The sequence below is a fragment of the Streptomyces sp. NPDC012825 genome, from assembly GCF_042900925.1.
Taxonomy (GTDB): domain Bacteria; phylum Actinomycetota; class Actinomycetes; order Streptomycetales; family Streptomycetaceae; genus Streptomyces.
Genome location: NZ_JBIBBZ010000009.1, coordinates 85,656 through 106,918, shown reverse-complemented (window position 1 = coordinate 106,918; position 21,263 = coordinate 85,656). Strand labels below are relative to the sequence as shown.

Below are 21,263 nucleotides of genomic sequence, written 5' to 3'. Positions count from 1 at the left end.
TGTGTGCGGGTGGCGGGTGTCTGTATTCTCCCGGGATGCTCACTGTCACGACCGCCAATGTCAATGGACTCCGCGCCGCCGCCAGGAAGGGCTTCGTCGAGTGGCTGGCCGGGACCTCCGCCGACGTCCTCTGCCTCCAGGAGGTGCGCGCCGAGGAGGCGCAGCTGCCCCCGGAGGTGCGGGCGCCCGAGGGCTGGTTCGCCGTGCACGCCCCCGCCGCCGCCAAGGGGCGGGCCGGCGTCTCCCTCTACACCCGGCGCGAGCCGGAAGCGGTCCGCGTCGGGTTCGGGTGCCTGGAGTTCGCCGACAGCGGCCGGTACGTCGAGGCCGACCTGCCCGGCGTGACCGTCGCCAGCCTCTACCTGCCCTCCGGCGAGGTCGGCACCGAGCGGCAGGACGAGAAGTACCGCTTCATGGGCGAGTTCCTGCCGTATCTGAAGGACCTCCGCGTCCGGGCCGCCGCCGAGGGGCGGGAGGTCGTCGTCTGCGGCGACTGGAACATCGCCCACCGCGAGGCCGACCTCAAGAACTGGAAGGCCAACCAGAAGAAGGCCGGCTTCCTGCCCGACGAGAGGCAGTGGCTGAGCCGGGTCCTCGACGCGGAGGACGGCGGGTACGTGGACGTCGTGCGCGGGCTCCACCCCGGCCAGGAGGGGCCCTACTCCTGGTGGTCCTACCGCGGGCGCGCCTTCGACAACGACAGCGGCTGGCGGATCGACTACCAGATCGCCACGCCGGGGCTCGCCGCCCGGGCCGTGAAGGCGTACGTCGAGCGGGCCGCCACCCACGACGAGCGGTGGAGCGACCACGCGCCCGTCACCGCCGTCTACGAGCTGTAGGGGCCGGGGCTCAGGGCTCGTCGCGCAGGCGGCGGTCCAGGGCCATCGACAGCTCCGCCTCCACCACGCTCTTGGCGAGCGGGCGCAGCCGCCACAGGTCCTCCTCGGCCGCGTGGGCGCGGAGCAGCTCGGTGAAGAGATCCGCGAGCGCCTCGGCGTGCTCGCGGACCCGGGACCCCGCCTTGAGGACCTCCGCGAGCGGCACGCCCTCGCGGACGAGGGCGGCGGAGACGTCGAGCAGCCGGCGGCTGATGTGGACGATCTCCTCGCCGTCGGTGGCGAGGTAGCCGAGGTCGAGGGCGGCGGCCAGGTTCTCGGGCGTGACCTCGCCCGCGAAGTGGTCCGCCAGTTCCTCGGGGGTCAGCCGGACCGGCTCCTCCTCGCCGGGGGCGTCGATGGCGAGGACCTCGCGGACGTTCCGGCCGCTCTCGAAGGCGGTGGTGAGGTCGGCGATGCCGTTGAGGGTGTGGCCGCGCTCCAGGAGGGCGGCGATGGTCCGCAGCCGGGCCAGGTGCTGCTCGTCGTACCAGGCGATCCGGCCCTCGCGGCGGGGCGGCGGGATCAGGCCGCGCTCGCGGTAGAAGCGCAGGGTGCGCACGGTGATGCCGGCCGCCGCCGCCAGCTCCTCCACGCGGTACTCGCGCACGCCGCCCTCCGCCGGGGGCACGGCGGCGTGCGCGCCCGCCGCACCGCCCGAGCCTCCGCCCGCCGCACCGCCCGTGCCCGCCGTGCGCTCGCCCGTCCCGGGACCCGATCCTTCTGCCACGTCCGCCAGCCTATGTTGTACCGCCGGTAACTTTCCCTCGTCGTACCCCTACCGCTCGGTATGGAGCTGCTCTACAGTCCCCACCATGCCAGTGATTGCTGGCGGAATCGGGCCGGGCGCACGGGAGGCGGCATGGCGAAGCACGAGCACGTACGGGTGGCGGTGATCGGATCGGGATTCGGCGGCCTGGGGGCCGCCGTCCGGCTGCGCCGCGAGGGGATCACCGACTTCGTGGTCCTGGAGCGGGCCGACTCCGTGGGCGGCACCTGGCGCGACAACAGCTACCCCGGCTGCGCCTGCGACGTCCCCTCCCACCTCTACTCCTTCTCCTTCGCGCCCAACCCGGACTGGCCCCGCACCTTCTCCGGGCAGCGGCACATCCGCGCCTACCTGGAGCACGTCACCGACACCTTCGGGATCCGGCCCCACCTGCGCCTGAACCACGAGGTGCTGCGGATGGAGTGGGACGCCGACGCGCTGCGGTGGGAGATCGAGACCTCCTCCGGGTCCTTCAGCGCCGAGGTCGTCGTCTCCGCGACCGGCCCGCTCTCCGACCCCAGGATCCCCGACGTCCCGGGGCTCGACGGCTTCCCCGGCAAGGTCTTCCACTCGGCCCGCTGGGACCACGACTACGACCTCACCGGCAAACGCGTCGCCATGATCGGCACCGGGGCCTCCGCCATCCAGATCGTGCCCGCGATCCAGCCGCAGGTCCGCAGCCTCACGCTCTTCCAGCGCACGCCCCCGTGGGTCATGCCCCGCATGGACCGGAACATCACCGGGGCCGAGCGCCGGCTGCACCGGGCCCTGCCCTTCACCGCCACCCTGCGCCGCGGCCTGCTCTGGGGCATCCGCGAGCTCCAGGTCGGCGCCTTCACCAAGCACCCCGGCGAGCTGGGCCTCGTCGAGAAGCTGGCGAAGGCCAACATCGCCAGGGCGGTCAAGGACCCGGCGCTGCGGGCCAAGCTGACCCCCTCGTACCGCATCGGCTGCAAGCGCATCCTGCTGTCGAACACGTACTACCCGGCGGTCGCGCAGCCCAACGTCGACGTCGTCGCCTCCGGTCTGCGCGAGGTCCGCGGCTCGACCCTGGTCGGCGCCGACGGGAGCGAGACCGAGGTCGACGCGATCGTCTTCGGCACCGGCTTCCACGTCACCGACATGCCGATCGCCGAGCGCGTCTTCGGCGCCGACGGGCACTCGCTCGCCGACGCCTGGAAGGACGGCATGGAGTCGCTGCGCGGCGCCACCGCCGCCGGCTTCCCCAACTGGATGACGATCATCGGCCCCAACACCGGCCTCGGGAACTCCTCGATGATCCTGATGATCGAGTCCCAGCTGAACTACCTGGCCGACTACCTGCGCCAGTTGAACGTCCTCGGCGGGCGCGCCGCCCTCGCCGCCCGGCCCTCCGCCGTCCACGCCTGGAACCGCAAGGTCCAGACCCGCATGGAGCGGACCGTCTGGAAGTCCGGCGGCTGCGACAGCTGGTACCTCGACGCCAACGGCCGCAACACCACCCTCTGGCCGGGCACCACCGGCGAGTTCCGGCGCGAGACCCGGCAGGTCGACCTCTCCGAGTACGAGGTGCTCCGCGCGCCCCGCACGGCGTCCACCACCACGTCCCGTCCCCCGCGCACGAAGGAGACCGCCCAGTGAGCCGGCACCTGACCCCGATTCCCGGGGCCCGCGAACTCACCGTCACCTCCGCCGACGGATCCCGGATCCACGTCGAGGTGTACGGCCCCGAGGGCGCCCCCGCCGTCGTCCTGGCCCACGGCTGGACCTGCTCCATCGCCTTCTGGGCCGAACAGATCCGGGCGCTCGCCACCGACCACCGGGTCATCGCCTACGACCAGCGCGGCCACGGCCGTTCCCCGGCCCCCGGCCCCGGCGGCTACTCCACGACCGCGCTCGCCGACGACCTGGAGGCGGTGCTCTCCGCCACCCTCGCCACCGGCGAACGCGCGGTCCTCGCCGGCCACTCCATGGGCGGCATGACGATCATGGCCGCCGCCGAGCGCCACCGGCTGCGCGACCACGCCGCCGCCGTCCTGCTCTGCTCCACCGGCCCCTCGCGGCTGACCGCCGAGGCCACCGTCGTGCCGCTCGGCCCGAGCGGGCTGCGCACCCGGCTGACCGCCGCCGTCCTCGGCTCCAAGGCGCCGCTCGGGCCGGTCAACGCCGTCTCGAAGCGGATCCTCAAGTACGCCACCATGGGGCCGGGGTCGGCCCCCGAGAAGGTCGACGCCTGCGCCCGGATCGTGCACGCCTGCCCGCGCGTCCCGCGCCACGGCTGGTCGCAGGTCCTGGCCGGACTCGACCTCGAACGGGACGTGCGGGCGCTGCGGCTGCCGGTCGCCGTGCTCGTCGGCACCGCCGACCGGCTCACCCCGGCCGTCCACTCCCGCGCCCTCGCGGAGGCGCTGCCGCACTGCACGGCCTTCGTCGAGCTGCCCGGCATGGGCCACATGACCCCGGTGGAGGCCCCCGAGGCCGTCACCGCGCAGATCCGCGAACTGACCCTCACGTACCTGGGCGTGAAGGACACCGCGAACGTGACGAACGTGAAGGAGGACGCATGAGCAGGGTGAGTCTCGAAGGACAGGTCGCGGTCGTCACCGGAGGGGCCCGCGGCGTCGGCGAACTCCTCGCCCGCAAGCTCTCCGCGCGCGGCGCGAAGATCGCGCTCGTCGGCCTGGAGCCGGAGCAGCTCAAGGAGGTCGCCGGGCGCCTGCACACCGAGGCCGACTGGTGGCACGCCGACGTCACCGACCACGAGGCGATGGCCCGGGTCGCGGCCGAGGTGAAGGAGCGGTTCGGGAAGGTCGACATCGTCGTCGCCAACGCCGGTGTCGCCTCGGGCGGTCCGTTCGTCGACTCCGACCCGGTCGCCTGGCGGCGGGTCATCGAGGTCAACCTGATCGGCGGCGCCGTGACCGGCCGGGCGTTCCTGCCCGTCCTCATGGAGTCCCGCGGGTACTTCCTCCAGATCGCCTCGCTCGCCGCGATCACCCCGGCCCCGATGATGACGGCGTACTGCGCCTCCAAGTCGGGCGTCGAGGCCTTCGCGCACAGTCTGCGCGCCGAGGTCGCGTACAAGGGCGTGAAGGTCGGCGTCGGCTACCTCTCCTGGACCGACACGGACATGGTGCGGGGCGCCGACCAGGACGACGTCATGCGCGAGCTGCGGCAGCGGCTGCCGTGGCCGTCGAACCGCACGTACCCCCTCGGCCCGGCCGTCGACCGGATCGTGGCGGGCATCGAGCGGCGCGCGCCGCACGTCTACGCCCAGTGGTGGCTGCGCGGGATGCAGTCGATCCGCGGCTACCTGCCCGGGGTGATCGCGACCGTGGGGCAGCGCGAGATGAAGCGCTTCGAGCCGCGCCTCGGGTCGGTCTCCCGGGGGCTCGTGGGCGCGGGCGGCGCGGCCGACGAGCAGGAGCGGACGGAGCGGGTCTGAGCGGAGGTCCGGGGGCGGCTTCGGAGAAGGGCCGACCCCCGGACCTCACTGTCCGTGACTGATCGAAATGCGTGGAATGTCCGCTCGTGCGAGGCTGATCGAGGCCGGGGACACGACGTCCCCCCACCTCGCTAGGAGTGAACTTCGATGGGTATGAAGGACCAGTTCAAGGGCAAGGCCGAGCAGCTCAAGAACCAGGCCAACGAGGCCATGGGCAAGGCCAAGGACGAGGCGTCCGAGCGCGCCTCCCAGGGCCGCGAGCGCTCCGGTGACGAGGCGCGCGACCCCCGCCGACAGGTGCAGGACCGCGCCGAGCAGGCCCGTAACCGCCAGGCCTGACCAGGCTGTTCCACGCGGAGGGCGCACCCGGTACGCCGGGTGCGCCCTTCCGCGCGTCCGCCCGCGCACACCGCCCCCCTCCGCGCGCCCGCCCGCGAGGGCCGCCCCCTCCGCGCGCGCCCGTGGTCCGGCGCGAAACCGCTCGTCCCGCGCCCCGGTTCTCCGTACGGTGGCGCCCATGGCCGCACTCGAACGACTCCGACCCGACCACGCCCCCGCCCTGCTCGCGTTCGAGCGGGAGAACCGGGCCCACTTCGCCGCGTCCGTGCCCGACCGGGGCGACGCGTACTTCACCGACTTCGACGCACGGCACCGGGCGCTGCTCGACGAGCAGGAGGCCGGGACCGTCCACTTCCACGTGCTCGTGGGGGAGGGCGGGGAGGTCCTCGGACGGTTCAACCTGGTCGACGTCGCCGACGGGAGCGCCGAGCTGGGCTACCGGGTCGCCGAACGGGCCGCCGGGCGCGGGGTGGCGACGGCCGGGGTCCGCGAGGTGTGCCGACTGGCCCGCGAGGAGTACGGCCTGAGCCGGCTGACCGCCGTCACGACCCTCGACAACGCGGGGTCGGGGGCCGTCCTCCGACGGGTCGGCTTCGGCGCGGTCGGCAGCGTGGTCCTGGACGGCCGACCGGGCACCTCGTACGAACTGGACCTGGGGTACGGGGCCGGGTAGGGGTCATCCCTCCCCCCGCGGCGGCAGTTTCGGGCGGGAGCGGTTCGGGAGGGACTCGTATGCCGGGGGGCTCGACGCCGGGGTCTCCTCCAGGAGGGCGAGGGCGACGTGGACGGCGTCGTCGAGCTGGGCGTGGCGGCCCTCCGCCCAGTCCAGGGGGGTGCGCAGGACCGCGAGGTCGGGTTCGACGCCGTGGTTCTCCAGGGACCAGCCGTACTCGGGGAACCAGGCCGCGTTCATCGGCACCGTGATCTGCGTGCCGTCCCCGAGCCGGTGGCGGCCGGTCATGCCGACGACCCCGCCCCAGGTGCGCTGGCCGACGACCGGGCCGAGGCCGAGCAGCTTGAAGGCGGCGGTGATCATGTCGCCGTCGGAGGAGGTGGCCTCGTCGGCGAGGGCGACGACGGGGCCGCGCGGCGCGTTGGAGGCGTAACTGACGGGCTGGGCGTTGCGCGTGAGGTCCCAGCCGAGGATCCGGCGGGTCAGCTTCTCGATGACGAGCTCGCTGATGTTGCCGCCCGCGTTGCCGCGCACGTCCACGATGAGGGCCGGCCGGGAGACCTCCATGCGCAGGTCCCGGTTGAACTGCGCCCAGCCGGAGCCGCCCATGTCGGGGATGTGGAGGTAGCCGCAGCGCCCGCCGCTCAGTGCGCGGACCACCGTCCGGCGCTTGGCGACCCAGTCCTGGTAGCGCAGCGGGCGCTCGTCGACGAGCGGCACGACGGCGACGCGCCGGGCGCGCCCCTCGCCCCCGTCGGGGGTGAAGGTCAGCTCGACGGTGGTGCCGCCGGTGCCGGAGAGCAGCGGGTACGGCCCGGTGACCGGGTCCACGGGCCGCCCGTCGACGTGGGTGAGGACGGCGCCCTCGCGGATGCCCGTACCGGCCAGCGGGGAGCGGGCCTTGGAGTCGGAGGACTCGCCGGGCAGGATCCGCTTCACCGTCCAGCCCGCCTCGCGGGGCACGAGGTTGGCGCCGAGCAGGCCCATGGGCCGCTGGTAGTGCGGCGGGCCCTCGTTGCGGCGGGCGGGGGTGACGTACGCGTGCGAGGTGCCCAGCTCGCCCATCACCTCGCGCAGCAGGTCGGCGAACTCGTCGGGGGAGGAGACCCGTTCGACCAGCGGCCGGTACTGGTCGAGGATCGCCGTCCAGTCGACCCCGCCCATGCCGGGCTCCCAGAAGTAGGCGCGGACGATCCGCCCGGCCTCGTCGAAGGCCTGCCGCCACTCGGCGCCCGGGTCGACCTCGTGCAGGATGCGCCGCAGGTCCGGGTAGACGGTCGAGTCGCCGTCCCCGGCCTCGGTCGCGGGCACCGCCCGCAGCTCGCCCTCGTCCGCGACGACGAGCCGGGTGCCGTCGCCGCTGACCGCGAACCAGTCGAGGTCGGAGGCGAGTTCGCTCTTGCGGGCCTTGGTGATGGAGAAGTGCTCCAGGGTGGGGCGGCCCGAGGTGTCCGCCGGGTTGGCGAAGGTCTCGCCGAGCGCGCCCGAGATGGGCCAGCGCAGCCAGACCAGGCCGCCGCCGCTGACCGGGTGCAGCGCGGAGTACTTGGAGGCGGCCACCGGGAACGGCGTGACCCGCTCGGCGAGGCCCTCGATCTCCACCGTCACCGTGCCCTCCGCCGGGGCCGTGTCCTCGTCGGCCGGGTCCAGGCCGCCGGCCGCCGGCCGACCGTCCGGGAGCAGCGCGAAGGGGGACGGGGTCGCGGAGGAGAGCGGTACGAGGTAGGGGCGGCAGCCCAGCGGGAACGACAGGTCGCCGGTGTGCACGTCGTACACCGGGTCGAAGCCGCGCCAGGAGAGGAAGGCGAGGTAGCGCCCGTCCCGGGTGAAGACCGGGTTCTCGTCCTCGAAGCGCCCGTTGGTGACGTCCACGACCGTGCGGGCGCCGGGGCCCGAGATCCGGGCCATCCTGATCGAGCGCAGCGAGCGGCCGATGCCGGGGTGGGACCAGGTCAGCCAGTCGCCGTCGGGGGAGAAGGCGAGGTCGCGGACGGGTCCGTTGACGGACCTGATCAGCTCGGTGACCTCCCCGGTGGACTCCTCGGTCGCGTCGAGGAGGAGCAGCCGGCCGTCGTGGGAGGCGAGGGCGAGCCGCTCGCCGTCCGGGTCGGAGACCAGCTCCTCGATCCGCCCCAGGCCCCCCGTGGCGAGCCGGCGCGGCGGCCGGTCGCCGCTGGCGCGCGGCAGGTGGGCGACCTCGACGGCGTCCTCGCCGTCGGCGTCGGTGACGTACGCGACCTGGCCGCCGCTGCCGAGCATCTCGGGCAGCCGGACCCGGACGCCGGGGGAGTCGATGATCGTGCGGGCCGGGCCGTCGCGGTGCGTCAGCCAGTACAGGCTGCCCCGGACGGAGACGGCGCTGGCCCGGCCGGTCTCGTCGACGGAGAGGGAGTCGATGTGGTGGGCGGCGGGCACCTGGTAGCTCCGCCGGCCGACGCGCTGGCCGCCCAGGCGCACCTCCAGGCGGCGGGGGCGGGAGTCGGGGGTGAGGGCGTCCACGGTCCACAGCTCGCCCGCGCACTGGTAGACGACCCGCCGCCCGTCGCTGGAGGCGTGCCGGGCGTAGAACTCGTCGTGGTCGGTGTGGCGGCGCAGGTCGGTGCCGTCGGGCCGGCAGGAGTACAGGTTGCCGACGCCCTCGTGGTCGGAGAGGAACGCGATCCGGCCCCCCACGGCCATCGGGCAGTCCAGGTGCCCGCCGATGTCGGCCAGCAGCCGCCTGCCGTGCAGCCAGAGGCGGCCGGTGGCGCCGCCCAGGTACCGCTTCCAGGAGGCGGGCTCGTGCGGCGGCTTCCCGGTCAGGAGCAGCGTGCACCGCTCGGCCTCGTTGTCGGGGGCGACCAGCTCCTCGGTGACCGCGATGTCGGAGACCGGGCCCCAGGGCAGCCGGCGGCCCGGGGTGCCGTCGGTGGGGACGGTGTAGGCCCAGGAGTAGTACGAGAAGGGCTGCCCGTGCGAGGAGACGGCGAGGATGTCGGAGCGCCCGTCCTTGTCGGGGGGCGTCCAGCCGCAGACCCGGGTGTCGGTGGACCCCCAGTAGGTGAGCCGCCGGGCGGCCCCGCCGTCGACCGGGACGAGGTGGATCTCGGGGTCCAGGCTCCGCCAGTTCGTGTACGCGATGTGGCGTCCGTCCGGCGAGAAGCGCGGGTGCCCGACCCGGGTCCGGTCGACGGTGAGCCGCCAGGCCCGGCCGGGGCGCTCCCCCTCGGGGGCGAGCGGGGCGACCCAGAGGTCGTCCTCGGCGGCGAAGCACAGCAGGTCGTCGTGGAGGTGCGGAAAACGGAGATACGCGACGTCGTCACTCACCACCCCATGCTTTCGGGGCGGAGGAGGCGTGGCAACTCGTACGTGTATGCGGTCGTTCGCGGGTAGGCGGTCCGGGATGTGGTTCAGAACACGTACGAAACGGTTTCGTTTCGATGGGAGCGGGAGTACCTTCGTACTGTACGAAACGGTTTCGTTCGCACTCCGTCGATTCACCGGGCAGGAGACACGGCATGGCACGCAGCAGACTCACTCCCGAGCGGGAGTCCGAGCTGTACGCGGCCGTGCTCGACCTCCTCCGCGAGGTCGGCTACGACGCCCTCACCATGGACGCCGTCGCCGCCCGCACCCACTCCAGCAAGGCCACCCTCTACCGCCAGTGGGGGAGCAAGCCCGAGCTGGTCGCCCGGGCGCTGCGCGCCAACAAGCCGGCCGACCTCTCCGAGATCGACACCGGCTCCCTGCGCGGCGACTTCCGGATCATGCTCGAACGGACCGACGACTGCCAGATGGAGAAGGACTCCGCGCTGATGCGGGGTCTGGCCCATGCCGTCCACGACAACCCCGACCTGCACCGAGCGCTGCGCGAGCTGCTCATCGAACCCGAGATGAACGGCTTCCGGGAAGTGCTGGACCGGGCGGTCCGCAGGGGCGAGGTCGACGCCGACAACCCGGCGCTGAAGCTCGTCCCGCACATGCTGATCGGCGCGTTCGTCGCCCGCCCGCTGATCGAGGATCAGCCGGTCGACCACGCGTTCCTCAGCGCCTACGTCGACGCCGTCGTGCTCCCCTCACTCGGCGTCTGAGCCCCGCGGGGCCTCTCCGGAGGTTTCCCGGCACCGACGGGACCTCCTCGGAGGCTTCCCGGCATCAATGGGGTCTCTCCGGAGGCCTCCCGGCGCCAACGGGACCTCTCCGGAGGCTCCCGGCACCACCCGCACCACCCGCACCACCCGCACCACCCGCACCACCCGCACCGCCCTCTCCACCTGACGTCGCGCCGCTCACGCCGTCGGGCCGGCTCCCCACGCCCCTGTCCCTCAACACCGGGAGTACGCCCCCGTGGCCACGTTCCTGTACAAGCTGGGTCGCTCCGCCTTCCGGCGCCGACGGCTCGTCGCCCTCCTCTGGGTGGCGCTCCTCGCGCTCGCCGGCGTCGGCGCCGCGACCGCGCCCGCCGCCACCTCCAGCTCCTTCTCCATACCCGGCACCGAGGCCCAGCGCGCCTTCGACCTGCTCGAAGAGCGCTTCCCCGGCGCCGGGGCCGACGGGGCCACCGCCCGCGTCGTCTTCAAGGCCCCCGAGGGCCAGAAGGTCACCGACCCGGCGCACAAGGCCGTCGTCGAGGAGACCGTCGCCGCGCTGAAGTCCGGCTCGGACCAGATCGTCTCGGTCGCCGACCCGTACACCGCGCGGGCCGTCTCCCGGGACGGCTCCACCGCCTACGTCTCCGTCGCGTACGAGGTCAACGCCATGGAGCTGACCGACGCGACGCGCGAGGCGCTGACGGAGGCCGGACACCAGGCGCAGGGCAAGGGCCTGACGGTCGAGGTCGGCGGCGACGCCCTCCAGACCATGCCCGAGACCGGCGCGGGCGAGATCGTCGGCGTGGTCATCGCCGGCATCGTGCTCGTCGTCACCTTCGGCTCGCTCGTCGCCGCCGGACTCCCGCTGCTCACCGCGATCATCGGCGTCGGCATCGGCGTCTCCTCGATCACGGCGCTCGCGAACGTCCTCGACCTCGGCTCCACCACCTCCACCCTCGCGATGATGATCGGCCTCGCGGTCGGCATCGACTACGCCCTCTTCATCGTCTCCCGCTACCGCGCGGAGCTGGCCGAGGGCCGGGGCAAGGAGGAGGCCGCGGGCCGCGCGACCGGCACGGCCGGCTCCGCCGTCGTCTTCGCCGGACTCACCGTCGTCATCGCCCTCGTCGGCCTGGCCGTCGTCAACATCCCGATGCTGACGAAGATGGGCTTCGCCGCCGCCGGCACGGTCGTCATCGCCGTCCTCATCGCGCTCACCCTGATCCCGGCCCTGCTCGGCTTCGCCGGCGACAAGGTCGTGGGCCGCAAGCAGCGCAAGGGCGGGGAGGCCAGGGGCGACAAGGAGGAGAAGCCGAACGGCGGCACCCGCTGGGCCCGCTTCGTCATCCGCCGCCCCGTGCTCGTGCTCCTCGTCGGCGTCCTCGGCCTCGGCGCGATCGCGGTGCCCGCCGCCTCCCTGGAGATGGGCCTGCCGGACGACGGCGTCAAGCCGGTCTCCACCACCGAGCGCCGGGCCTACGACATGCTGTCCGACGGCTTCGGCCCCGGCTTCAACGGCCCGCTGCTCGTCGTCGTCGACGGCGACAGGGCCACCGCCGACAAGACGGTCACCACGATCAAGAAGCTCGAAGGCTGGGCCGCCGTCACCCCGGCGACCCCGAACAAGGCCGGCGACGCCGCGATGATCACGGTGGTCCCGAAGGACCGCCCGTCCTCCGTCGCCACCGAGGACCTCGTCCACGACATCCGGAACGCCACCGGCGACGACGTCCTCGTCACCGGCGCCACCGCGATGAACATCGACTTCTCGCAGAAGATGAACGACGCCCTGGTGCCGTACCTGGCGCTCGTCGTCGGCCTGGCCTTCCTGCTCCTGATGCTGGTCTTCCGCTCGGTCCTCGTCCCCCTGAAGGCGGCCCTCGGCTTCCTGCTCTCGGTGGTCGCGGCCCTCGGCGCGGTCGTCGCGGTCTTCCAGTGGGGCTGGCTCGGAAGCCTCTTCGGGGTCGAGCAGACCGGCCCGATCATGTCGATGATGCCGATCTTCATGGTGGGCGTCGTCTTCGGCCTCGCGATGGACTACGAGGTGTTCCTCGTCACCCGCATGCGGGAGGCGTACGTGCACGGGGAGCGTCCCGGCGAGGCGATCGTGACCGGCTTCCGGCACAGCGCCCGGGTGGTCACCGCCGCCGCGGTGATCATGATCGCGGTCTTCTCCGGCTTCATCGGGATGACCGACCAGATGATCAAGATGATCGGCTTCGGCCTGGCCGTCGCGGTCCTCTTCGACGCCTTCGTGGTCCGCATGGCGATCGTCCCGGCCGTCCTCGCGCTGCTCGGCCACAAGGCCTGGTGGCTGCCGAAGTGGCTGGACCGGGCCCTGCCGAACGTGGACGTGGAGGGCGAGGGGCTGGCCAGGCACGTCGGGGAGACCGACGCGGAGGCGAGGCCGGACCTCGTGAAGGCCTGACGCCGTAGGGGCCGGACCTCACCGGGGCCCGGCCCCGTGAGGGCCCGACGCCCTCGGCAGTACGCCCGACGCCGTCGGCGCGCCGTCTCAGCGGCGCGCCGACGGCGTCCGCGCGTCCGGGGCGGCGGCGTCGGGGCTTCCCGAGGGGCGCGATGAGTAGGTGTGGCGCAGGAAGCGGATCAGGGTGGCGGTGTCGAACTGGACGACCTTCACCCCCTCCTCCGTGTGGAACTCGATCACCGTCTGCACCCGGCCGCAGGGCCAGACCTCGATGTCACCGCGCCGGGTCGGAGTGCGCAGGCCCTTCTCCAGGAGGGCGCGCGGGAAGGACCACTCGTCGGCGCCCGGGAAGACGAAGCGGACGGTCGCGGGGGAGCGGACGGGGTCGTAGCGCAGGGCCACCGGAACGGGTCGGGAGAGGGGGGCGTCGCTGATGATCCGACCCTTGGCGGGGTCGTCGACGGCGGAGGCGGGTGCGGTGGCCATCGGGGGGCTCCTGACTTTTTGTCCTCTTATAGGCCAATGTTGCACTCCTTCCCCGTGATCGCACGGCTCATGCCGGGCAAGCTGCGGCCATGATGTGACCCATGCGCTCTTGCAACTCCTTCGCAGGAGCGCCCATCATTCCGACGTGCACGTACCCGACGGATTCATCAACGCCCCCGTATCGGCCGTCGCCGGCGTCGTCGCCGCCGGTGCCGTCGCCGTCAGCCTGCGCGGAGCCCGCCGCGAGCTGGACGAGCGGACGGCGCCGCTCGCCGGCCTCGTCGCGGCCTTCGTCTTCGCCGTCCAGATGCTGAACTTCCCGGTCGCCGCCGGGACCAGCGGACACCTCCTCGGCGGCGCGCTCGCCGCGATACTCGTCGGCCCCTGGACCGGCGTCCTGTGCATCGCGGTCGTCCTGCTCATGCAGGGCGTCCTCTTCGCGGACGGCGGCCTCACCGCCCTCGGCGTGAACATCACCGTCATGGGCGTCGTCACCGTCGTCACGGCCTACGCGCTCTTCCGGGGCCTCGTCCTGGTCCTGCCGCGCACCCGCCGCTCGGTGGCCGTCGCCTCCTTCGCCGCCGCGCTCGTCTCCGTACCGGCCGCGGCCGCCGCCTTCACGCTGATCTACGCGGTCGGCGGCACCACCGACGTCCCCGTCGGCAAGGTCCTCACGGCCATGGTCGGCGTCCACGTCCTCATCGGCGTCGGCGAGGCCGCCATCACCATGCTGACCGTCGGCGCGGTCGTCGCCGTCCGCCCCGACCTGGTGTACGGCGCGCGCGGCCTGACCGCCCCCCTCAAGCTCCGGGTGGACGGCGAGCTGGTCGACGCCGAGCCCGCGACCGCCCCCGTCCCGGTCTCCGCCGGCTCCCCGAAGAAGCTGTGGATCGGCGGTGTCGTCACCGCCCTCGTCCTCGCCGGCTTCGTCTCCTTCTACGCCTCCGCCAGCCCCGACGGCCTGGAGAAGGTCGCCGCCGACCAGGGCATCGACGCCAGGGCCGACGCGTACGAGCACGCCACCGCGGACTCCCCGCTCGCCGACTACGGCGTCAAGGACGTCACCGACGCGCGCCTCTCCGGCGGTCTGGCCGGCGTCATCGGCGTGGGCGCGACCCTGGCCGTCGGCACCGGCGCCTTCTGGATCGTCCGCCGCCGCCGTACGCACGCCGCACCCGAAGCGGCCTGACATGGGCGCCGGGCACGCCCACAAGCTCTACCGGCACGGGCACTCGCCGGTCCACGGGCTGCCCCCGCACACCAAGCTCGTCGCCGTCCTCGGCTTCGTCGTGGTCGTCGTCTCGACGCCCCGCGAGGCCGTCTGGGCCTTCGCCGCGTACGCCGCGCTCCTCGCGACCGTGGCGGCGAAGGCCCGGATCCCGGCCGGATTCCTGCTCAGGCGGCTGCTCGTCGAGGTGCCGTTCGTCGCGTTCGCGCTGCTCATGCCGTTCGTCGTGCCCGGCGAGCAGACGCAGGTCCTCGGGATCTCGCTGAGCGTCCCCGGCCTGTGGGGCGCCTGGAACGTCCTCGCCAAGGGCACCCTCGGCGTCGCCGCCTCCGTGCTCCTCGCCGCCACCACCGAGCTGCGCTCCCTGCTCCTCGGCCTCCAGCGCCTGAGGCTGCCGCCGCTGCTCGTCCAGATCGCCTCCTTCATGATCCGGTACGGCGACGTCATCACCGACGAGATGCGCCGCATGTCCGTCGCCCGCCGCTCGCGCGGCTTCGAGGCGCGGGGCGTGCGCCACTGGGGCGTCCTCGCCAAGTCCGCGGGCGCGCTCTTCATCCGCTCGTACGAGCGCGGGGAACGGGTCCACCTGGCCATGGTCAGCCGCGGCTACACCGGCACGATCCCGGTCCTCGACGAGGTGACCGCCACCCGCGCCCAGTGGGCGTACGCCGCGGCCCTGCCGCTCACCGCCCTCCTGATCAGCCTCCTGGGACGGACCTTCCGATGACCCTTCCGCCCTCCCTCGACGTCCGCGGTCTCGCGTACGCCTACCCCGACGGCCACCAGGCCCTCTTCGGGGTGAACCTGACCGTCGGGCGCGGCGAGCGGGTCGCCCTGCTCGGCCCCAACGGCGCCGGGAAGACCACGCTCGTCCTCCACCTCAACGGCATCCTCACCGGCGGCGCGGGCACCGTCACCGTCGCCGGGCTCCCGGTCGGCGGGAAGCACATGGCCGAGATCCGCCGCAAGGTCGGCATCGTCTTCCAGGACCCCGACGACCAGCTCTTCATGCCGACCGTCCGCGAGGACGTGGCCTTCGGCCCGGCCGCCGCCGGGCTGCGCGGCGCCGAGCTCGACGCCGTGGTGCGCCGGGCCCTGGAACGGGTCGGGATGGCCGAGTACGCCGACCGGCCCCCGCACCACCTCTCCTTCGGACAGCGCCGCCGGGTCGCCGTGGCCACCGTCCTCGCCACCGAGCCGGAGATCCTCGTCCTCGACGAGCCGTCCTCCAACCTGGACCCGGCCTCGCGCCGCGAACTCGCGGACGTCCTGCGCTCCCTGGACGTCACCGTCCTCATGGTCACCCACGACCTGCCGTACGCCCTGGAGCTCTGCCCCCGCGCGGTCGTGCTCAGCGAGGGCGTCATCGCCGCCGACGGGCCGACCGGCGAACTCCTCGCGGACGAGGCGCTGATGGCCCGGCACCGCCTGGAGCTGCCGTTCGGCTTCGTCCCGCGGTCGGTGGTCTGAGGGCCCCGGAATCGGCCCTCCGCGTGCCGCGTTGCACCATGGAGGGTCGGAACAGGGCAAGACGAGGAGCGGGAACGTGGACGTCCAGGGCACGGTGGCGGCGGGCTGGGAGCCCGTCCGGGACGCGTTCCTGCGCAACTTCGAACAGCGCGGCGAGCGCGGGGCGGCCGTCGCCGTCCACCGGGACGGCGTGAAGGTCGTCGACCTGTGGGCGGGCGTGAAGGACGCCGACGGACGGGACCCCTGGACCGAGGAGACCGCCCAGGTCGTCCGCTCGGCCACCAAGGGCGTCGCCGCCGCCGTGCCCCTGCTGCTCCACCAGCGCGGCCTGCTCGACCCGGACGCCCCCGTCGCCACGTACTGGCCCGAGTTCAAGGCGGCCGGCAAGGACCGCGTGACCGTACGGGACCTCCTCGCGCACCGGGCCGGCGTCCCCGTCCTCGACCGGCCGCTCACCCTCGCCGAGGCCGTCGACCTGCCGACGGCGACCGCCGCCGTCGCCGCCCAGACCCCCGCCTGGGAGCCCGGCACCGCCCACGGCTACCACGCCCACACCTTCGGCTGGCTGCTCTCCGGACTCGTCCACCGCGTCACCGGCCGGACCATCGGCCGCTGGGTCGCGGAGGAGATCGCCGCCCCCCTCGGCCTCGACCTGTGGATCGGGCTCCCGGACGCGGAGGCCCACCGGGTCGGCCGCCTCGGCCCCGTCGAGGAGGTCGAACCGGCCGGGAGCGGCGCGCTCCGGCTCCGCCCCAAGCGCGAGGTCACCGAGGCGTACCGGGACCCGGACTCCCTCACCCGCCGCGCCTTCGGCGTCATCGACCCGAGGCCCGACGAGAACGACCCCGCCTACCGGGCCGCCGAACTGCCCGGCTCGGCCGGCGTCGCCACCGCCCGCGCGCTCTCCCGCTTCTACGCCGCCACCCTCGGCCCCGTCGACGGCGCCGGGCGCCTCTTCGCCCCGGCGACGCTCACCCTCGCCCGTACCGAGGAGTCCGCGGGCCGGGACCGGGTGCTGCTCGTCGGCATCCGCTTCGGCCTCGGACACATGCTGCACGGCCCGGCCTCGCCGCTCCTCGGCCCGTCCTCCTTCGGCCATCCGGGCCGCGGCGGCTCCCTCGGCTTCGCGGACCCCGAATCCGGCGTCGCCTTCGGCTACGTCACCAACGGCATGCGGAAGACGGTCACGGCCGACCCGCGCGCCCAGGCCCTCGTACGGGCGGTGGCGGCGGTGACGGCCTGACGGACCCGCCGCCGGGTACGGGTCAGGCCGCCGACGGCGTCAGCGCGAGCACCACCCCGAGGCCGACGAGCACGGCGCCGATGGCCTTGTTCAGCACGGTCTGCCGCCGCAGCAGCCGGTCCCGCAGGCCCTGCCGGGAGAAGAGCAGCGCGGCGAGCGCGAACCACACCAGGTGCGCGAACGACATGAACAGGCCGTAGCCGATCTGCTGGGGCACGGGGGTGTCGGCGCTGACCACCTGGGTGTAGGTGCTCAGGACGAACAGCATCGTCTTCGGGTTGAGCGCGTTCGTCAGGAAGCCGGTGCGCAGCGCGCCCGCCCTCGACAGGCCCCCGCCGTCCGACAGGTCGACGTCCACCCGGGCCTTGGTGACGAAGGTCCGGTACCCGATGTACACCAGGTACGCGGCGCCGGTCAGCTTCATCGCCGTGAAGAGCGCCGGGCTGCGGGACACCAGGAGCCCGACGCCCAGCATGGTGTACGTGACGTGGACCAGGACGCCGAGGGCGATGCCGACGGCGGCGAGGACCCCGGCGGTCCGCCCGTACAGATAGCTGTTGCGGACGGTCATCGCGAAGTCCGCGCCGGGGCTGATGACGGCCAGGACGGTGATGACCGCCACGGCGACGAGCTGACCCATGTTCCCGATGTCCCCCTCCACTGGTCCGGACCGGGCGCCGGAACTTGCGACAGTAGGTGATCACCGGCGCGGAGCGCGAGGCCCGTTCCCGCCACGGACCCGCCTTCTCCGGCCCGTTGCGCGGGTGTTCCCCTGGTGCGGGCGGCGGACCGGGTGCTGTGATCACCCCATGGAACGCATGGAGCACACGGAGCGTACGGAGCGCATGGAGCGCGTGGATCTCCGGAAACGACTCGACGGGTACGGGGTACTGGTCACGGGCGCGGCGCGCGGCATCGGCGCGGCCACCGCGCGCCGCCTCGCGGCGGAGGGCGCGCGGGTCCTCGTCACGGACGTGGACGAGGAGGCGGCCCGCGCGACGGCGGCGGAGCTGCCGGGGGCGGAGTCCGTACGCTGCGACGTGTCCGACCAGGACTCGGTGGACGCGGCCGTGGCGTACGCGGTGGAGGCCTTCGGCGGGCTCGACGTCCTCGTGAACAACGCGCTCGGGCCCGTGGTGCCCGACCGGGACCGCTTCGAGGACGAGCCGGACGAGGTCTGGGCCGTCCAGCACGAGGTCACGTTCATGGGGGCCGTGCGCTGCGCGCGGGCGGCGCTGCCGCACCTGGCGGCGGCGGGCGGGCGCGGGGCGGTCGTCACCATCGGCTCGGTCAACGCGGAGGCGGACTTCGGCAACCACGCGTACAGCGCCGCCAAGGCGGGTCTCGCCTCCCTCACCCGCACCCTGGCGGGGGACGCGGCGGCGCGCGGGGTCCGGGTCAACCAGATCAACCCGGGCACGATCGCGACCAGGGCCTGGGAGGGCCGGGAGGCCGGGCTCGCCGCCCTCGCCGAGCGGGTCTACCCCCTGGGCCGCGTCGGCACCCCCGACGACATCGCCGCCGCCGTCGCCTTCCTCGCCTCCCCGGACGCCTCCTGGATCACCGGCACGGTCCTCCGCGTCGACGGCGGACTCCTCGCGGTGAACCGGCACTTCGCGGAGGTGCTGGGCGGCTGAGGCGCGCCGCCCCGCGCCGGGGGCGAACGGCCCCGTGTGAAATCGCTCCGGCCGAGCAGGCGAAGGAGAAGGGAAGTCGAGGGGGACGGACGAAGAGAGGACGCGATGAGCACCATCCAACGGCCGGTCCACGGCAGCACCGCCGACGCGTCGGTGGGCGAACTCGTCTCGCGGGCGTCGCAGCAGGTCTCGGAGCTGGTCCGCGACGAGATGCGGCTCGCCCGGGCGGAGATGACCGAGAAGGGCAAGCGCTACGGCGTGGGCGGCGGCCTGTTCGGCGGCGCCGGCCTGGTCGGCGTCCTGGCCGCGCAGGCGCTCGTCGTGGCCGTGATCGCGGCCCTCGCCCTGGTCCTCCCGGTCTGGGCCTCGGCCCTGATCGTCGCCGTGCTGCTCGCGGCGGGCGCGGCGGGCATGGCCGCGGCCGGGAAGAAGCAGATCGACGAGGCGGGCGCGCCGACCCCGGAGCAGACGATCGACAACGTCAAGGCCGACGTGGCCGAGATCAAGGAGAGGGCCCACCGATGAACCACCAGCCGCAGCGCGGGGAGACCGCGACCGACCTCGGGGAACTGCGCGAGCAGGCCGAGCGCACCCGCGACGAACTGGGCCGTACGGTCGAGGCGTTGGCGGCCAAGGCCGACGTCAAGGCGCAGGCCGGGGAGAAGGTGGCCGCGGCACGGGAGAAGGCGGCGGTCGCCACCGAGCGGGCCAAGGTGAAGGCGGCGGTCGCCACCGACCTGGTCAAGGAGAAGGCGACGCAGTCGGCCGGCCTGGTCAAGGAGAAGGCGGCGGTGGCGTCGGAGAAGGCCAAGGTGAAGGCGGCGCTCGCGTCCGACCTGGTCCAGGAGAAGACCCCCGACCCGGTCCTGGAGAAGGCCGGAGCGGTCGCGGACAAGGCGAAGGCCAACCGCACGCCGCTGCTCGCCGCGGCCGCCGCCCTGGTCGGCTTCCTGCTCCTGCGCCGGAGCCGCCGGAGCCGCGGCGGGCGCCGCTGAGGAAAGCCGGCGCGGCCGGACGCCGCCCCGGGGGGGATACCTCCCGGGGCCCGGGGCACACGGGATCCATGCACGGACACCATGCGCGCCCCAGCAGCAGCACCATGTTCGGCTCGGCCTTCGCCCCGTCGCCCGACCGGCCCACGGGCCGGCACTCGCGACGGGGCAGGATCACCACCCGCCTCCGGCGCCGGTTCATGGCGTACGGGGCGGTCGAGTTCCTGTCCACGCACGTCCCGGACGACCCGGGCCCCGGCGAGGAGCGCCTGCTCCTGGTCCACACGCGCCAGGTCGTCGGGGAGGTCCACTACCGGATGTGCGCCCGGTGTGCCCGGGGCGTCATCACCGAGGTCACCCTCGACGAGCGCTTCCAGGGCAGCGGCCTGGGCACCCGGGCCCTCTCCCACCTGCGCGCCCGCCACCCGGGCACGAGCTGGCACAGCACCCTGAACCTCCGTTCCACCCGCGACCTCCTGCGCCGCATGCGCATCCCCACGACCGAGCCGGGCCCGCTCTGCTCCCACGCGGAGAACGCCACGGCCTGAGCCGTACGCTCAGTGGCCGCGCGGGCCGTACATGATGACGGCCATCCCGGCGAGGCAGACGAGGGCGCCGATCACGTCGAAGCGGTCGGGGCGGTAGCCGTCGGCGACCACGCCCCAGACGATCGACCCGGCGACGAAGATCCCGCCGTACGCGGCGAGCACGCGCCCGAAGTTCTCGTCGCTCTGGAGCGTGGCGACCACACCGTACAGCCCGAGCGCGACGACGCCGCCCCCGATCCAGACCCACCCCCGGTGCTCACGAACGCCCTGCCAGACCAGCCAGGCACCCCCGATCTCGAACAGCGCGGCGACGACGAACAGGGCGAGGGAACGGGCGACGAGCACGGGGGGGACCTTCTGGTTCGGGACGGGTCAGTGGGCGGGGTCGAAGAGGCCGGCGAGCCGGGAGATCCGCATGGTGGTCATGCCACCGACGGTAGACCTTCCACCCGACTCGAAGGTCAAGCCGGGGAGACGTGACGAAACCCCGCCCGTACGCCACGGGGGCGCACAGGCGGGGCGGTCTCCGATCAACCGGTCACGGGAACCGGCTGCGCAGGGCTGTCCAGCCACGGAGTCTCATCCGTCGCCGTCACGGTCAGCCCGAACCGCTCGGGGCCGGGGCGGTCGTGCGACGTCCACCACGCGTGCGCGGCCTCCGTCTCGTCCCAGAGGCGCCGTGGTCCGTGCTGCCAGACCGTGAACCGGTCGTCCGACCTCCCGTCCCGGTCCACGGCCGCCCACGACGTCGCGTCGGTCGTCGCGACCCAGAGCCGGAACGCCACTCCCTCCACGTCGGGATCGTCGTGCCACGTCCACCACACGTCACGGAGTCGCATCCCCAGGGCGAACTGCGCGGCGAGATCGTCGCCCGTCACCCGCCACGGCGGAAGCCCGGTGCGCGACTCGTCGGGCCGATGGGCGTCGCTCACCACGTCCCGGAAGATCCGCAGATCGGTGCGCTGCTGCGTCCTCATGAGCATGAACGCGGAGTGCGGCGAGAAACGACCCGACGCGGTGCCGGCGTCGTCCACGGTCATGCGGAGCAGTCCGTAACAGATCCAGGGGCTTTCCCACGGGG

At 73.6% G+C, this 21,263-nt stretch carries 22 protein-coding genes; 16 read left to right on the top strand and 6 right to left on the bottom strand.

The annotated features are described in order from the left end of the window. Positions 1–35 precede the first annotated feature (35 nt). Positions 36–839 (top strand): exodeoxyribonuclease III, encoded by an 804-nt coding sequence (locus ACFY7E_RS20260; RefSeq protein ID WP_389486694.1) that lies wholly within the window; start codon positions 36–38, stop codon positions 837–839. Between the two features lie 10 nt (positions 840–849). On the opposite strand, the gene ACFY7E_RS20255 is transcribed toward ACFY7E_RS20260, so the two are convergent. Then, positions 850–1,506, bottom strand: a complete 657-nt coding sequence (locus ACFY7E_RS20255) for a MerR family transcriptional regulator (protein ID WP_389486912.1) — start codon at positions 1,504–1,506, stop codon at positions 850–852. Positions 1,507–1,737: 231 nt separating this feature from the next. On the opposite strand from ACFY7E_RS20255, the gene ACFY7E_RS20250 reads away from it, so the two are divergent. The 5 genes from ACFY7E_RS20250 (at position 1,738) to ACFY7E_RS20230 (ending at position 6,080) form a co-directional block, all read left to right on the top strand. Then, complete coding sequence (locus ACFY7E_RS20250; protein WP_389486692.1) at positions 1,738–3,264, top strand: flavin-containing monooxygenase; 1,527 nt, start codon at positions 1,738–1,740, stop codon at positions 3,262–3,264. Further along, entirely contained in the window at positions 3,261–4,190 is a 930-nt protein-coding gene (locus ACFY7E_RS20245) for an alpha/beta fold hydrolase (RefSeq protein ID WP_383439878.1), read from the top strand. The genes ACFY7E_RS20250 and ACFY7E_RS20245 overlap by 4 nt, the downstream gene beginning before the upstream one ends. Then, complete coding sequence (locus ACFY7E_RS20240) at positions 4,187–5,068, top strand: SDR family oxidoreductase (RefSeq protein ID WP_383439880.1); 882 nt, start codon at positions 4,187–4,189, stop codon at positions 5,066–5,068. The genes ACFY7E_RS20245 and ACFY7E_RS20240 overlap by 4 nt, the downstream gene beginning before the upstream one ends. A gap of 147 nt (positions 5,069–5,215) precedes the next feature. Next, positions 5,216–5,407: a hypothetical protein gene (locus ACFY7E_RS20235; RefSeq protein ID WP_389486689.1), complete on the top strand. Its 192-nt coding sequence runs from the start codon at positions 5,216–5,218 to the stop codon at positions 5,405–5,407. Positions 5,408–5,585: 178 nt separating this feature from the next. Further along, a complete protein-coding gene (locus tag ACFY7E_RS20230; protein ID WP_383439883.1) occupies positions 5,586–6,080 on the top strand; it encodes a GNAT family N-acetyltransferase in 495 nt (164 codons plus the stop codon). A 3-nt stretch (positions 6,081–6,083) separates the two neighbouring features. On the opposite strand, the gene ACFY7E_RS20225 is transcribed toward ACFY7E_RS20230, so the two are convergent. Next, the gene (locus ACFY7E_RS20225; protein WP_389486687.1) at positions 6,084–9,386 is read right to left on the bottom strand and encodes a S41 family peptidase; all 3,303 of its coding nucleotides are present in this window, start codon (positions 9,384–9,386) and stop codon (positions 6,084–6,086) included. 191 nt (positions 9,387–9,577) lie between these two features. Between ACFY7E_RS20225 and ACFY7E_RS20220 the strand changes: the two genes are divergently transcribed. Next, positions 9,578–10,150, top strand: coding sequence for a TetR/AcrR family transcriptional regulator (locus ACFY7E_RS20220; protein WP_389486685.1), 573 nt, complete (start codon positions 9,578–9,580; stop codon positions 10,148–10,150). Between the two features lie 256 nt (positions 10,151–10,406). Next, positions 10,407–12,578 carry an MMPL family transporter gene (locus tag ACFY7E_RS20215; RefSeq protein WP_389486683.1) on the top strand — a complete coding sequence of 724 codons (2,172 nt, stop codon included), beginning with the start codon at positions 10,407–10,409 and terminating at the stop codon, positions 12,576–12,578. Positions 12,579–12,665: 87 nt separating this feature from the next. Here the strand turns inward: ACFY7E_RS20215 and ACFY7E_RS20210 are convergent, their stop codons facing one another. Then, positions 12,666–13,064 (bottom strand): SsgA family sporulation/cell division regulator, encoded by a 399-nt coding sequence (locus ACFY7E_RS20210; protein WP_389486681.1) that lies wholly within the window; start codon positions 13,062–13,064, stop codon positions 12,666–12,668. A gap of 145 nt (positions 13,065–13,209) precedes the next feature. On the opposite strand from ACFY7E_RS20210, the gene ACFY7E_RS20205 reads away from it, so the two are divergent. From ACFY7E_RS20205 to ACFY7E_RS20190, 4 genes are all read left to right on the top strand, one after another. After that, complete coding sequence (locus ACFY7E_RS20205) at positions 13,210–14,253, top strand: energy-coupling factor ABC transporter permease (protein ID WP_389486679.1); 1,044 nt, start codon at positions 13,210–13,212, stop codon at positions 14,251–14,253. Position 14,254: 1 nt separating this feature from the next. Further along, the gene (cbiQ, locus tag ACFY7E_RS20200; RefSeq protein ID WP_389486677.1) at positions 14,255–15,019 is read left to right on the top strand and encodes a cobalt ECF transporter T component CbiQ; all 765 of its coding nucleotides are present in this window, start codon (positions 14,255–14,257) and stop codon (positions 15,017–15,019) included. Next, positions 15,016–15,762, top strand: coding sequence for an energy-coupling factor ABC transporter ATP-binding protein (locus ACFY7E_RS20195; RefSeq protein WP_383439942.1), 747 nt, complete (start codon positions 15,016–15,018; stop codon positions 15,760–15,762). Before cbiQ ends, ACFY7E_RS20195 begins: the two co-directional genes overlap by 4 nt. Positions 15,763–15,838: 76 nt before the next feature. Then, complete coding sequence (locus ACFY7E_RS20190; RefSeq protein WP_389486675.1) at positions 15,839–17,005, top strand: serine hydrolase domain-containing protein; 1,167 nt, start codon at positions 15,839–15,841, stop codon at positions 17,003–17,005. A 22-nt stretch (positions 17,006–17,027) separates the two neighbouring features. Here the strand turns inward: ACFY7E_RS20190 and ACFY7E_RS20185 are convergent, their stop codons facing one another. After that, positions 17,028–17,645, bottom strand: coding sequence for a LysE family translocator (locus ACFY7E_RS20185; RefSeq protein ID WP_389486673.1), 618 nt, complete (start codon positions 17,643–17,645; stop codon positions 17,028–17,030). A 205-nt stretch (positions 17,646–17,850) separates the two neighbouring features. Between ACFY7E_RS20185 and ACFY7E_RS20180 the strand changes: the two genes are divergently transcribed. From ACFY7E_RS20180 to ACFY7E_RS20165, 4 genes are all read left to right on the top strand, one after another. Beyond that, positions 17,851–18,642 carry an SDR family NAD(P)-dependent oxidoreductase gene (locus ACFY7E_RS20180; RefSeq protein WP_389486910.1) on the top strand — a complete coding sequence of 264 codons (792 nt, stop codon included), beginning with the start codon at positions 17,851–17,853 and terminating at the stop codon, positions 18,640–18,642. A 105-nt stretch (positions 18,643–18,747) separates the two neighbouring features. Beyond that, a complete protein-coding gene (locus ACFY7E_RS20175; protein WP_389486671.1) occupies positions 18,748–19,167 on the top strand; it encodes a phage holin family protein in 420 nt (139 codons plus the stop codon). Then, positions 19,164–19,637, top strand: coding sequence for a DUF3618 domain-containing protein (locus ACFY7E_RS20170; RefSeq protein WP_389486669.1), 474 nt, complete (start codon positions 19,164–19,166; stop codon positions 19,635–19,637). Before ACFY7E_RS20175 ends, ACFY7E_RS20170 begins: the two co-directional genes overlap by 4 nt. 68 nt (positions 19,638–19,705) lie before the next feature. Beyond that, on the top strand, positions 19,706–20,182 hold the full coding sequence (locus tag ACFY7E_RS20165) for a hypothetical protein (RefSeq protein WP_389486667.1): 477 nt from the start codon (positions 19,706–19,708) through the stop codon (positions 20,180–20,182). 9 nt (positions 20,183–20,191) lie between these two features. Here ACFY7E_RS20165 and ACFY7E_RS20160 read toward each other — a convergent pair whose 3' ends face one another. Both ACFY7E_RS20160 and ACFY7E_RS20155 read right to left on the bottom strand, forming a co-directional pair. Continuing rightward, a complete protein-coding gene (locus tag ACFY7E_RS20160) occupies positions 20,192–20,527 on the bottom strand; it encodes a YnfA family protein (protein ID WP_389486665.1) in 336 nt (111 codons plus the stop codon). Positions 20,528–20,712: 185 nt separating this feature from the next. Then, complete coding sequence (locus ACFY7E_RS20155; RefSeq protein WP_389486663.1) at positions 20,713–21,222, bottom strand: hypothetical protein; 510 nt, start codon at positions 21,220–21,222, stop codon at positions 20,713–20,715. Positions 21,223–21,263: the final 41 nt, after the last annotated feature.

What these genes read in the sequence shown, in the direction of transcription:
- ACFY7E_RS20180 (WP_389486910.1), top strand. Translation starts at nt 17,851, where the DNA reads ATGGAGCGCGTGGATCTCCGGAAACGACTCGACGGGTACGGGGTACTG.
- ACFY7E_RS20260 (WP_389486694.1), top strand. Translation starts at nt 36, where the DNA reads ATGCTCACTGTCACGACCGCCAATGTCAATGGACTCCGCGCCGCCGCC.
- ACFY7E_RS20170 (WP_389486669.1), top strand. Translation starts at nt 19,164, where the DNA reads ATGAACCACCAGCCGCAGCGCGGGGAGACCGCGACCGACCTCGGGGAA.
- ACFY7E_RS20175 (WP_389486671.1), top strand. Translation starts at nt 18,748, where the DNA reads ATGAGCACCATCCAACGGCCGGTCCACGGCAGCACCGCCGACGCGTCG.
- ACFY7E_RS20155 (WP_389486663.1), bottom strand. Translation starts at nt 21,222, where the DNA reads ATGACCGTGGACGACGCCGGCACCGCGTCGGGTCGTTTCTCGCCGCAC.
- ACFY7E_RS20220 (WP_389486685.1), top strand. Translation starts at nt 9,578, where the DNA reads ATGGCACGCAGCAGACTCACTCCCGAGCGGGAGTCCGAGCTGTACGCG.
- ACFY7E_RS20165 (WP_389486667.1), top strand. Translation starts at nt 19,706, where the DNA reads ATGCACGGACACCATGCGCGCCCCAGCAGCAGCACCATGTTCGGCTCG.
- ACFY7E_RS20250 (WP_389486692.1), top strand. Translation starts at nt 1,738, where the DNA reads ATGGCGAAGCACGAGCACGTACGGGTGGCGGTGATCGGATCGGGATTC.
- cbiQ (WP_389486677.1), top strand. Translation starts at nt 14,255, where the DNA reads ATGGGCGCCGGGCACGCCCACAAGCTCTACCGGCACGGGCACTCGCCG.
- ACFY7E_RS20210 (WP_389486681.1), bottom strand. Translation starts at nt 13,064, where the DNA reads ATGGCCACCGCACCCGCCTCCGCCGTCGACGACCCCGCCAAGGGTCGG.
- ACFY7E_RS20185 (WP_389486673.1), bottom strand. Translation starts at nt 17,645, where the DNA reads ATGGGTCAGCTCGTCGCCGTGGCGGTCATCACCGTCCTGGCCGTCATC.
- ACFY7E_RS20195 (WP_383439942.1), top strand. Translation starts at nt 15,016, where the DNA reads ATGACCCTTCCGCCCTCCCTCGACGTCCGCGGTCTCGCGTACGCCTAC.
- ACFY7E_RS20230 (WP_383439883.1), top strand. Translation starts at nt 5,586, where the DNA reads ATGGCCGCACTCGAACGACTCCGACCCGACCACGCCCCCGCCCTGCTC.
- ACFY7E_RS20240 (WP_383439880.1), top strand. Translation starts at nt 4,187, where the DNA reads ATGAGCAGGGTGAGTCTCGAAGGACAGGTCGCGGTCGTCACCGGAGGG.
- ACFY7E_RS20235 (WP_389486689.1), top strand. Translation starts at nt 5,216, where the DNA reads ATGGGTATGAAGGACCAGTTCAAGGGCAAGGCCGAGCAGCTCAAGAAC.